The sequence below is a fragment of the Laspinema sp. D2d genome (genome assembly GCF_025370755.1).
Classification (GTDB): Bacteria; Cyanobacteriota; Cyanobacteriia; order Cyanobacteriales; family Laspinemataceae; genus Laspinema.
This window is the reverse complement of sequence record NZ_JAMXFC010000004.1, coordinates 97403-109575: the sequence shown is the minus strand read 5'-3', so window position 1 is coordinate 109575 and position 12173 is coordinate 97403. Positions and strand designations below refer to the sequence as shown.

At 46.7% G+C, this 12173-nt stretch carries 9 protein-coding genes; 7 read left to right on the top strand and 2 right to left on the bottom strand.

The features are described from left to right. Positions 1-98: 98 nt before the first annotated feature. Entirely contained in the window at positions 99-2138 is a 2040-nt protein-coding gene (locus tag NG796_RS04145; protein WP_261204650.1) for a WYL domain-containing protein, read from the top strand. Positions 2139-2231: 93 nt separating this feature from the next. Here the strand turns inward: NG796_RS04145 and dusA are convergent, their stop codons facing one another. Further along, the gene (gene dusA, locus NG796_RS04140) at positions 2232-3263 is read right to left on the bottom strand and encodes a tRNA dihydrouridine(20/20a) synthase DusA (protein WP_261204649.1); all 1032 of its coding nucleotides are present in this window, start codon (positions 3261-3263) and stop codon (positions 2232-2234) included. A 104-nt stretch (positions 3264-3367) separates the two neighbouring features. Then, positions 3368-4870, bottom strand: coding sequence for a glycerol kinase GlpK (gene glpK, locus NG796_RS04135; RefSeq protein WP_261204648.1), 1503 nt, complete (start codon positions 4868-4870; stop codon positions 3368-3370). A 580-nt stretch (positions 4871-5450) separates the two neighbouring features. Here glpK and NG796_RS04130 point away from each other — a divergent pair. The 6 genes from NG796_RS04130 to NG796_RS04105 all read left to right on the top strand — a co-directional run bounded on the left by NG796_RS04130 (position 5451) and on the right by NG796_RS04105 (position 12130). Then, positions 5451-7307: a sensor histidine kinase gene (locus NG796_RS04130; protein WP_261204647.1), complete on the top strand. Its 1857-nt coding sequence runs from the start codon at positions 5451-5453 to the stop codon at positions 7305-7307. A 10-nt stretch (positions 7308-7317) separates the two neighbouring features. Beyond that, entirely contained in the window at positions 7318-7980 is a 663-nt protein-coding gene (locus tag NG796_RS04125; protein ID WP_261204646.1) for a PD-(D/E)XK nuclease family protein, read from the top strand. Between the two features lie 3 nt (positions 7981-7983). Then, positions 7984-8532 carry a hypothetical protein gene (locus NG796_RS04120; RefSeq protein WP_261204645.1) on the top strand — a complete coding sequence of 183 codons (549 nt, stop codon included), beginning with the start codon at positions 7984-7986 and terminating at the stop codon, positions 8530-8532. Positions 8533-8552: 20 nt separating this feature from the next. Then, positions 8553-8993, top strand: coding sequence for an NADAR family protein (locus NG796_RS04115; RefSeq protein WP_261204644.1), 441 nt, complete (start codon positions 8553-8555; stop codon positions 8991-8993). A gap of 189 nt (positions 8994-9182) precedes the next feature. Continuing rightward, positions 9183-11408, top strand: a complete 2226-nt coding sequence (locus tag NG796_RS04110) for an ATP-binding protein (RefSeq protein ID WP_261204643.1) — start codon at positions 9183-9185, stop codon at positions 11406-11408. 20 nt (positions 11409-11428) lie between these two features. Then, the gene (locus tag NG796_RS04105) at positions 11429-12130 is read left to right on the top strand and encodes a response regulator transcription factor (protein WP_261204642.1); all 702 of its coding nucleotides are present in this window, start codon (positions 11429-11431) and stop codon (positions 12128-12130) included. The last annotated feature ends 43 nt before the right edge of the window (positions 12131-12173 follow it).

Below are 12173 nucleotides of genomic sequence, written 5' to 3'. Positions count from 1 at the left end.
CGGTTAACGTTAAAGAAGTCCAGTAATTATGTTATCAATCCTAGGGAGCGAAGTTTAAAATCTAGCCCCTAAAATAGTATCAGTTCCACGACCCCACTATGCAACCGCCGCTAATCTGCCACTTTTTGATTGGGATCCCTGGTTGTGGCAAATCTAGCTTTGCCGCAATGCTGACAAAACTTACGGAGGGACGGATCGTTTCGACGGATGGGATCCGCAAATGCCTCTATGGGGATGAACGGATCCAGGGAAACTGGGAAGCGATTGAACAAGAGGCGATCGCGCAGATTCAAGCTGCGATCGCGGCAGGAGATAGCGTAATCTATGACGCCACCAATGCCAAACGGGAATGGCGCATGAGTTTGCTGTTGAAATTGCGGCAATTTGAGGTCCCCTGGATGGGGTGGCACTTGGTGACGTCTTTGGCAACCTGCCAGCAATGGAACCAAACGCGCAGTCGCCAGGTGCCAGGGGGGGTCCTTGAGTCCATGTCGCGATCGCTGGATCAGTTTCCGCCTTTGCTGGCAGAAGGGTTTGCCGCATTGCATCGAGTCAACCCAGAAAAAGGGGTTCAGGAGGCAGATATCCAACAAAAAATCCAACGCCTGCGCGATCGCCACCCAGGAGAACCCCGACAGTCCCTTTCTCCACCCCAATATCATCGATATTCCCAGTTGCAGGATTTCGATCGCCTCATGCACTTAATTTCCCTGATTTTGCGCTATCCGGGAATCGGCAACCTGCAACATACCGCGCCATCGGTTTTAGAAAACCTTTTTGATCCCGTCCCTCAATTTTCCAGCGCCCTTGAAGAAGTCAGCGCCATCATGGGAAAATTAGCGGGAAAACTCTATGCTGATGCTGTTGCTTTAGCATCAGATTTGGAATGGTTGGAAGGGAATCATCTCATTGGAAGTGGCAGTTTTTGGAATGGCAATACTTTAGCAATTCAAGTGGAAACGCTGGAAAATGTGGCTGTATCACCCCATCCTTACTCGGCGATCGCACCTTTTAAACGACTGCTGGCAACCATTCGCTTTATTATCCATAACCCCGTTTTTCGAGAACCGGGAACCGCCAATTTTCAGGCATTGGCGATCGCACTTCAGAAACAGGAAATTATTCCCCAAACTGGAGATAATCACCTGCGAAAAGATATAAATCGCATCCTCAAACCCTATAAAATTTTATCAGATTTGCCCTTGAAACCCGGTTATTTTGCAGGAACAGCGATTTTTTCCCCTACGGAGTTAAAGCAAATCTATTGGTTGCTACAGTCTCAGGACTGCTATCTCACTGACCCTCTCGCCCTTTCTATTTCTCACCAGTTAAAAGACCGCATGGCCCTGACGGAGTTAAAGGGTCATGGTTCTGATGCTTATCCCATTCGAGAAATCGCCCATTATAACGCCCGGGATTTTCCTTTTATTCCTAGAATTGAGGCAGCGATCGCCCAGGGAACTCTCCTAGAATTTAAACGCATTCCCGGATTTAAAGACTTATCAAAAAATATCGAACATTTCTTTTTAGCTTGGCCGTTAAAAATCATGTTTTATGGAGGATCCTGGTATCTCGGCTATGAATGTGAAGGCGGCAAAGAACCGGGATTATTTCGCTTAGAACGCTTGGACCGATTGCGGGTGAATCAAGAAATGGAAACCTCTCGCAGTGTGGAAATTCAGGAAAAATCAGTACAACAATTAGAAACCCTTTACCGAGAAAGTGCCGGGATATTTTTAGGAACCAGTACCACCCAGCAGCGCCGTTTCCTCAGTTCCAATCCCGAAAACCGCAAGCAAGTCGAGTTAGTTGTTGAATTATGGTTTACGGATAAGTCCTTTCGGTTTATTCGCGAAGAAACCAAGCATTTACCGACTCATAAAATCACCATTTCTGAGCCGTTTTTTTTCCAGGAAAACGATAAATTTTCACCGATTTACTTAACGGCCTCTCCTGACCCCGAGTTTCCCAATCGCCTACAAATTAAGCTTCCAAAATGGTCCCTCAATGATGTCAGTTTTTTGCGATGGATTGTGGGATTTGATGGCAATCTAAAGATTCATACACCACCAGAATTAGTCAAGAAAATTAAAAAAATTGGTCAGGAAATTGTCAGGGTTTATCACCGTAAATTGTGATAAACTGGAGAATTAAATTCTCCTAAAAAAAGCCAACCAGAGGCTCGCAATCCTTTTTTTATTGCTATACTTTGGGAAGTAATGCAGACTTTTTCATAGAGATTCTGGGACTTTAGCTAAGGCAGCACGAATGACCTCAGATCCTGCACCCGGAAGATAAGCGTTTTCGCTAATATGTCGTTTCCATGCCCGACTTCCAGCTTGTCCCGTGAACAGTTGCAGGATATGTCGGCTAATTTGATTGAGATGGGAACCTTGAGTTAACCAATAGTCAATATAAGGTAACATTGCTTCGACGACTTGATGCCGAGAAAGGGGGGGTATTTCTTCTCCAAAAATCTCCCGATCGCAAGTCGCAAATAAATAGGGATTATCGTAAGCAGCCCTACCTATCATCACCGCATCAACTTGTTGCAAATGTTCGCGTACTTGTTCCATTGTGGTGATGCCGCCATTGATTTCAATCCACAATTCAGGAAACTCCTGTTTTAACTGATAAACATCTTCATAGCGCAGGGGAGGAATGGTGCGGTTTTCTTTAGGATTTAACCCCGAAAGCCATGCTTTGCGAGCGTGTACGGTAAATCGACAACATCCTGCTTCGGAGATAATCCTCACAAATTCTCTCATATCTTCATAACGATCGCGATCGTCAATTCCGATGCGATGCTTCACCGTTACCGGCAATTTTGTCACCCGTTGCATCGCCTCTATTCCCCGCGCCACTCGTTCCGGTTGCGCCATTAAACAAGCACCAAAATTCCCATTTTGAACGCGACTACTGGGACATCCTACGTTCAAATTAATCTCGTCATAACCGAAGTCTTCGGCAATGCGCGTACATTCCGCTAATTCCTGGGGATCATCCCCTCCCAGTTGCAGGGATAAGGGTTTTTCTTCCGGGGAAAATCCCAACAATTTTGGGCGATCGCCATGAATAATCGCCCCTGTGGTAATCATTTCCGTATAGAGCAATGTACGCTTGGTAATCAGGCGCATAAAATAGCGATAATGGCGATCAGTCCGATCCATCATCGGTGCCACACTCAACGGCAAACCGAGTTCAGAATGGCTTGATTTGGACTCCTGAACTGGGGAAAAAACCTGGGTGTTGATAAGATTCATGATTTCGGAGATCGCAGCAATAGGATAAATCAGCCTTAAAATTTATCGGATTTACTATCATAACATAAACCCTATTTCCCTATCTTACTCCATCAATCCTATTCTCAATCTACCCAATTTTTAGCCCGACTTACGGCCTTTTGCCATTGAGCAAAATGAGTTGCTGTAGTAACTTTTCCCTCTCCCGGTTCAAAGCAGCGATCCAGGGTGCGTGTTTGAACGAGGGTGCGATAATCAGTCCAAAAACCCACCGCTAAACCGGCAGCAAAGGCGGCACCTTGAGCGGTAGCATCTAGGACTGTGGGACGTTCTAGGGGAATATTCAGCACATCGGCTTGAAATTGCATTAGAAAATCATTTTCGCACGCACCGCCATCGACTTTTAAGCGTTGCACTGGGATGTCACTATCTTGATTGATAGCATCGACGACTTCTTTGACTTGATAGGCGATCGCCTCTAAGACAGCGCGAACCAGATGCGCACGGGTGACTCCCGCAGTGAGTCCAAAAAATGCCCCTCTTGCACTCATATCCCAATGGGGTGCACCGAGTCCACTCAAGGCGGGGACGAAATAGGCCCCATTAGTATCGGGAACAGAACGGGCGATCGCCTCGGTTTCCCCGGCAGAATGAATCAGGTTTAATCCATCCCGTAACCACTGCACCGATCGCCCTGTCGTAAACATAGCCCCTTCTAAGGCATAATTCACCTGATTGCCATCCGTCCAAGCAACCGTTGAGAGGAGTTGATGATGGGAACGGACTAATTCCTGACCCGTTTGAGCAATTAAAAAACAGCCGGTGCCATAAGTACATTTTACCAGACCTGGGCGATCGCAGCCGTGGGCGAATAATGCCGCCTGCTGGTCCCCTAAAATCGCCATAATTGGGGCCGAAAACCCGAGGATATCTGGATCCGTTTCTCCAAAATAGCCGAAACTGTCGCGAATTTCTGGCATGATTTCCCGGGGAATTCCGAATAAATTTAAGAGAGTTGGGTCCCAATTTAAGGTTTCTAAATTCATCAACAGGGTGCGACTGGCATTACTGCGATCGGTGGCATGAACCTTGGACCCGGTGAGTTTCCAAAGGATCCAAGTATCGATGGTTCCAGCGAGAATATTTTGGGGATTAATATCCGGTCGATTGTCTTTGACCCATTTTAATAACCAGGCGAGTTTAGTAGCGGAAAAATAGGCATCCAGCACTAATCCGGTGCGATTTTGAATCTCAGCAGCATGACCCTTTTCCGTCAACTCTCGACAGAGGGGTGCAGTCCGGCGATCGAGCCAAACAATGGCTGGATGTAAGGGTTCTCCTGTGTTTTTATCCCACAACAAACAGGTTTCCCGCTGGACAGTTAGCCCGATCGCCGCAATTTCAGACCCCGAAATTTCCAGGTTTTGCAAAACCTGGTGAATGCAATGGGAGGTATCCTCCCAGATGGCGACTGGATCATGTTCTACCCAACCGGGTTGAGGATAGAATTGGGTCAATTCTTGATAAAACTGGGTCATGATTTGACCCTCTTGATTAAATAAAATGGCTCGATTTCCGGTGGTACCGAGGTCGAGTCCTAAAATGATATTGGAGGGGGAATTTGCCATAAAATATAGAGGTAAAGAAAGGATAATAGGGAGTGATGAAGAGAAAATTGAGGTTAATTTAGCAGGTGAGTCCAGAATTGCTATTAATCAGTTTATTCCACGGCCCCTCCCCCTTTCCCCCACTCAACGAGTGAGCCTAAATTCTCAGAGCCAAGCCTCTGATGATTACTTATCGTTCAAATAAAGATTAAATATTTGCAATTTTACACTGACTCAAATATAATTGTTCAAGGCAAACAGATTAATTCCTTTAAATATCCAGTCCTGTGGCCCTCAGTGTCAAGCCCCTAAAGGCTCCGTATGATCACTGAAAATTATAAAACCCTTGGAAATTTTATAAAAATTTAATAAAGTAGAGAAATGCTAACGCACCCCGAACCCGATTCACCCAGTTTTTTGTGAAGACGGATGCCTGTTCCATTCTGGAATTCTACCCAGTTGGCAGTTGATCACCGCCTAAGTCAGCGTTCAGATCGTTGAAGAGGAGACCTTCATCATCGTTATGTTGGGATCCTTACACCGAGAAAACACCGCTTGTCCTCAGACAAGAGTATCATTATCAGCAAGGGAAGCCCCATCTATGCAGCTTCAAGAGCCTTACGAGGTCCTAGAGACCCGACAACCGAGAGCGATTGTGGATCCCCCACAGATTCGCAAGGTAGGGAAATCCGCTCCCAATCTCCTGGATCAGCTCAAAACCAAGATTCGCCGCTTAAGTATTAAGCAAAAAATCGGCTATGGGTATGCTCTGACCATTTCGATCGCCTTACTGGGAACGGGTCTGGGGTTAGTAGTGGGCGATCGCTATCACAACAAAGCCAAACAACAACTGGTTCATGCCTACGAGCAACAGCGGGTCCTCACCCATTTGCAATATGAAGTGGTCACCGCGCGATCGCAGCAACAAGGTTTAGTTTCCGGTACGGATCAATCCCTCTGGAGTCAATCAAAAAGCCGCAACTTTATGACCCAGAGTCAGAAAGTTAAGACCCTTTTAACCCATTTACAAAAATTGGTGAGAACCAATGAAAAGAGTTTAGTCACTGTAGATGAATCCCAAATGCAAAAATTATGGGAAATTCAACAAGTGGCTGAAAAATCTTATCAAGACTTAATTCAATTACAGTCTTCCCAATCTCTTACATTTTCTGATTTATTAATCCGGCTAAACGACTCAGAAAAAGAGAAAGTTTTGGCCCAAATTTCTCAAGTAGAATTGGCATTAGAAGCCCTCTATCAGGCGTTAGACCAGACCTTAGATGCAGCCCAGGCCCAAGAGACTGCGGCCAAAGAAACTTTTACAAAAGCTGAATCTTTGCGATGGCAAATTGCCGTTCTCAGTATGATTTTATCCGTGGCGATCGCCGCGATGTTAGCCTCTTACACCAGTCGGGCGATCGCCCGTCCCATTGAATGGGTCACCCAAGTTGCTCTACGAACCACCGAACAATCGAATTATAGACTCCGCGTCCCCATCCTCACCGAAGATGAGGCGGGTTTATTAGCCACCTCCCTCAATCAATTGATCAGTCGAGTTGAACAACAACTCCAGGAAATTCAGCAAGCTCAAACCCAACTCATTCAAACTGAAAAAATGTCCAGTTTGGGACAGTTAGTCGCAGGAATTGCCCACGAAATTAACAATCCTATCAACTTTATCACCGGGAATATCGAGCATAGCAATCATTACATCCAAGACATCCTCGAAATCGTCAAACTGTATCAAAAAGAGCATCCTAATCCGTCCCCGGAACTACAGGAACTCATTGAAGATGTAGATTTAGAATTCGTCATCAGCGACTTAACCAAAATGCTCTCCTCCATGAGCATTGGGTCCGAGCGAATTCGGCAGATTGTCCTTTCTTTGCGTAACTTTTCACGCCTGGACGAATCCGAGAAAAAACGAGTCGATATTCATGAAGGGATTGACAGTACCCTGTTACTCTGTAACCATCGGCTACAGCCCCATATTGAAGTGATTACCCGGTATGATGACTTAGCCCCGATCGAGTGCTATCCGGCGCAACTCAATCAAGTGTTTATGCACTTGATTTCTAATGCGATCGATGCCTTAGAAAGCGAAGCTGAGAAAGAAACAAAGGCCATTCAGTCCCCTCGTCAAATCCTGATTCAAACCCAGAAGCTCAACGAAAGAACAATCCAAATAAAAATTGTGGATAATGGTCCGGGGATTGATTCATCAATCCACAGCAAAATATTTGACCCATTTTACACCACAAAACCCCCAGGAAAAGGCACAGGTTTGGGATTGTCGATTGTTTACCGCGTCGTCGAAAAACATGGGGGGAAAATCGAGGTCAGTTCCCAACCGGGAAGAGGGGCAGAATTTAGGATTACCCTACCCATTGAACCTGTAGTTCATCCTTTATCCATCCAGCATACTCGACCTTCTGTCCCCATTTTAAATGCCATCTAAAGTCCAAAAAATGAGCGCCCTTCTCGGTAAATTTAGAACGTTAGGGCAATCAAAACGAGAAAAAACCCAAGCTCAGATGTCGGCATTCTTGTCAAGTTTTTCCGACATCCGTCAGAAGTCCAGGCAGCGTCAGATTGCTAATTTTAATCTATTCTCTCTTTTGCAACTGAGCAAAAATGAGACAACCCAAACAACAGTATTAGGGTGGCTATTGGATGCGGAAGGCAGTCATGGGCAAGGTTCACTGTTTTTAGAACAGCTTGTCAAACTCTGTGGTAATTGCATTCCCTCAGAACATTTCACCCAACCCTATCGCCTCCTCTCTGGGGCGATCGCACCTCAATTGCGCCTGGACTTGATCCTGTATCGACCCGGTGAGTTTTTAGTGGCGATCGATAACAATATTTTGGACCGAGAAGGCATCAACCAAGCGGACTTAGAAATTATGGAGATGCGCCGGTTAGGTTCAGCGCAACGCATCCCCAAAGAACGACAAATTGCCATCTTTTTAACCCCCGAAGGGCGAGCACCCGTCAGTGGAGACCCCTCCCATTGGCACCAGATTTCCTATCCCCAACTCGCCGTCGCCTTGGACCAAGTTGTGCCGCAACTCAATGATCTAAAACTTAAACATATTTTGGTAGACTGGATTGAGGTGGTGTCAAGGGTATGATTTATGAAAATTTTCTCAGATGAAAGTAAGTTATTAGCCAAAAATTGGGAAACCTATCAGGAACTTCTCAAAGCTGAACAAACCCTCAGAACTGAACTCCAGGATTTTTTAGAATCTCTGGAAGCCGATTTAATTAAAAATTCCTGGTGGCAAAATCAGTGGAATTTTATCGTGTATGAAGACACAGAAATTTATATTTCTAATTCTAATTGGGTGTCTCAATATGATGAGTATGTCATATTAATTGGGTTAGAAGGATTAACCCCAGAACGATTGTTTGGCATGGACAATCCGCCTCTACTTTATATCAAATCTTCCGACTATAACCTGGGAGAACTGCTCATTGGAAAACTCAAAGAAGAAGAAAATTTAAAACAGGGAGATATTGATTATAGTTCCAGTCGCTATCTGGTTACCCAACCCTTAAAGGTGCTACCAAACGAAGTCGAGAAATTTGATAAGGTCGTTCGTCAACCGGCCCTAGATTTTTTAAGTTATTATGCGACTACCCTGGAAAAATATACCGATTTAATCGAAAAAGCCCTGAGTTGAAAGGGACAGGAGTATAGACTGTGACTGTATATTTTTATAGCACCCGTAGCGAATATGGATGTTTCTCGAATTTTTCCCGACATGGGTTTGAGTTAGATGGGGTGTGGTGGCCGACGAGTGAACATTATTTTCAAGCCCAAAAATTTGTCGGAACACCCCATGCCGAACAAATTCGACAAGTCAACAACCCCAAAGATGCCGCCAACATGGGACGCGATCGCAAACGTCCCTTGCGATCGGATTGGGAAACCGTCAAAGATGAAATCATGCGCCGTGCAGTCCTCAAAAAATTCCAGACTCATGACGACATTCGGGAGATTTTGCTAGGAACGGGAGATGAGGAACTTGTAGAAAATGCCCCCCATGATTATTACTGGGGATGTGGTCAAGATGGCAGCGGACAAAATAAATTGGGTCAGATTTTAATGGAGGTCCGAGAAATTTTGCGCCAGGAACCGTGAAGTGAATCCGTTTAATCGGGAAATCGGCAACCCATGAGAGCGATCGCCGGACTTCCCTGAACGACTCCGGAGGGGTTGAGGGCGATCGCCTCAGAAAAAACCACGCCCCTTCATCGCAAAACTTCAGAACGTGGCACAATATCAATAGACTCATCTCTCATCATTGCCTTCCACCGGATAGAAAGAACCTTGCTGGCTCTCCTAAACAAAATCCGAGAAATTATTGCCCGTTGGTGGTCCGAATTCACCCTCCAGACCCGACTGATGGCAGCCGCCACCCTGGTTGTGTCCCTCATTATGAGTGGACTCACATTCTGGGCTGTCAATACCATTCAGCAGGATGCCCGAATCAATGACACCCGCTTCGGTCGGGATTTGGGACTGCTGCTGGCGGCCAATGTCGCCCCGTTAATTGCGGAAGATAATCGCACAGAAGTGGCCCGCTTTTCGCATCGGTTCTATAGCAGTACCACCAGCGTGCGCTATATGCTCTATGCCGATAAGGAAGGTCAAATCTTCCTGGGAATTCCCTTTTCCGAGTCCGAAGTTCAAAATTCCCTAACCCTGCAACGGCGGATTCAACTTCCCGAAGGGTTTGCCAATACCTATGATTTGCCAATGGTCCGGCAGCATCGCACCCCGGATGGCACCGTCACCGATGTTTTTGTCCCCCTGGCACACGACAACGAATATTTGGGCGTCTTGGCGATCGGCATCAACCCCAATCCCACCGTAGTCACCTCCTCCAACCTCACCCGAGATGTCACCATTGCCGTGTTTATCTCCATCTGGGTGATGGTGATTTTAGGGGCCGTCTTTAATGCCTTAACCATTACCAAACCGATTAAAGAGTTACTGGTTGGGGTCAAAAACATTGCTACAGGAAACTTTAAGCAGCGGATAGACTTGCCCCTACAAGGGGAACTCGGGGAATTAATTTGCAGCTTTAATGAAATGGCTGAACGGCTAGAACGGTATGAGGAGCAAAACATTGAAGAACTCACCGCCGAAAAAGCCAAACTCGAAACCCTCGTTTCTACCATCGCCGATGGAGCCGTCTTATTAGACACTTCCTTACAGGTTATTTTAGTCAACCCCACCGCAAGGCGAATTTTCGGCTGGGAAGGCAAAAACCTGATTTCTCAAAATATCCTGGATTTGCTCCCGGATGCAGTCAGTGCCGAATTAACCCAACCCCTCTATGAAATGGCCGCCGGGGATTCCCTGAGAGAGGTTTCCTCCGCCAATGACGGGGAGGGAGATATTTCCGCCAACGGCTATGCGTCCCGAGAGAGTGGAGAGTTTCGCCTCACCCTGAGCGAACCCACAAAACGCACTGTCCGAATTTTACTCAGTACCGTGCTGCTGCATAAAGCCCCCGGAGTCGATCCTTTATGCAAGAGTTGCACCTACCATCACGAAGATACCTGTACCGCCCCAGAACGGCCCTACGCCACGGAATGCACCCTCTATCATGATGACTCGGTTTCCTCAGCGACGGCGCAATATCGCGAGAGTCTCAAAGGGATTGCGATGACGGTTCAAGATATTACTCGGGAGGTCAAGCTGAATGAAGCTAAGAGTCAGTTTATTAGCAATGTCTCCCATGAACTGAGAACGCCCTTATTTAATATCAAGTCTTTTATTGAAACTTTGCATGAGTATGGGGAAGAACTCACCCAAGAGGAACGTCAGGAATTTTTAGAAACCGCCAACCGGGAAACCGATCGCCTCACCCGCTTGGTTAACGATGTCCTAGACCTCTCGCGCCTGGAATCGAGCAAGACTTATCAGTTTGAAGCCGTAGAACTGGCTCAACCTGTGGAGCAAACCCTGCGTACCTATCAACTCAATGCCAAAGATAAAAATATCGACCTGATTCAAGAAGTTGACCCCGAGTTACCTCCAGTGGTGGCTAACTATGATTTACTCTTACAAGTCTTTGCCAACTTGGTGGGAAACGCCCTGAAGTTCACCGAACCCGGGGGACGAATTGCGATTCGCGCCTATTTGTTGGAAACCGAAGAGGATAATTCTTGGCGGGGGAATCCCCAATGTCCCCTCCCGAACCAGCAGCAGAAACCGAATGTGCCGATGGTGCGAATTGAAGTAGGGGATACGGGAATCGGGATTGCCGCAGAAGATCAAGTTGCGATTTTCGATCGCTTCTTCCGGGTGGAAAACCGAGTTCATACCTTAGAAGGCACCGGGTTGGGTCTTTCCATTGTCCGCAATATTATGGAAAAACATCATGCCCAAATGCATTTAGTCAGCGAAGTGGGGGTAGGAACCACCTTCTGGTTCGATCTGGCGGTGTATCCAGAAAAAAAACAGCCCGTGGAAAAGACCCAGGACCTTGAGATTGCCCCGGCTTTGGATGCGGCCCCTCATGGATATCCCACGCCGGTGAGTTAAGGGAGGCAAGGGGCGATGTTATGAAAATTTTAATCGTTGAAGATGAACCGGAAATTGCGCGGATTGTGGGACGCGCCTTAGAAGCCGAAGGGTTTCAATGCCTCAATTGTCGCGATGGTTTAACGGCCCTGAGTGTCTTTGAAGCAGAACAGCCAGACTTAATCGTTTTAGACTTAATGCTTCCGGGATTGGATGGGTTAGAAGTCTGTGCGCGCATCCGGCAAAAACCGGGACCCAAAGACCCGTATATTTTAGTGCTCACCGCCCGAGGGGAGGAAATTGACCGGGTGATCGGCTTATCCACCGGGGCCGATGATTATATGGTCAAACCGTTCAGCCCTCGGGAATTGGTGGCCCGGGTCCGCGCCTTGTTGCGAAGGAGCCTCCGCCAAGGGAATCAGAGTTCTCAGATTTACCAAACCGAACATTTTATGGTGGATGTGGACCGACGGATTGCTACGAGGCAACTGCAAAACCGGGAGTTGGAAACCTTAGATTTAACCACCTTGGAGTTTAATCTGCTGTCAACGTTTTTAAGCTATCCTGGACGGGTTTGGCAGCGATCGCAATTGATAGAAAAACTCTGGGGGGATGACTTTTTCGGCGATGAACGGGTTGTCGATACTCATGTCGCCCGCTTGCGAAAAAAAATAGAACTCGACCCGGCGAATCCATCTTTTATTAAAACGGTTATTGGTGTGGGCTATAAATTTGAAGATTAGGGCCGAGACTTGACTAATCCTCAAGGAGTTTGTCAAACTAAGA

What these genes read in the sequence shown, in the direction of transcription:
- NG796_RS04145 (WP_261204650.1), top strand. Translation starts at nt 99, where the DNA reads ATGCAACCGCCGCTAATCTGCCACTTTTTGATTGGGATCCCTGGTTGT.
- dusA (WP_261204649.1), bottom strand. Translation starts at nt 3,263, where the DNA reads ATGAATCTTATCAACACCCAGGTTTTTTCCCCAGTTCAGGAGTCCAAA.
- glpK (WP_261204648.1), bottom strand. Translation starts at nt 4,870, where the DNA reads ATGGCAAATTCCCCCTCCAATATCATTTTAGGACTCGACCTCGGTACC.
- NG796_RS04130 (WP_261204647.1), top strand. Translation starts at nt 5,451, where the DNA reads ATGCAGCTTCAAGAGCCTTACGAGGTCCTAGAGACCCGACAACCGAGA.
- NG796_RS04125 (WP_261204646.1), top strand. Translation starts at nt 7,318, where the DNA reads ATGAGCGCCCTTCTCGGTAAATTTAGAACGTTAGGGCAATCAAAACGA.
- NG796_RS04120 (WP_261204645.1), top strand. Translation starts at nt 7,984, where the DNA reads ATGAAAATTTTCTCAGATGAAAGTAAGTTATTAGCCAAAAATTGGGAA.
- NG796_RS04105 (WP_261204642.1), top strand. Translation starts at nt 11,429, where the DNA reads ATGAAAATTTTAATCGTTGAAGATGAACCGGAAATTGCGCGGATTGTG.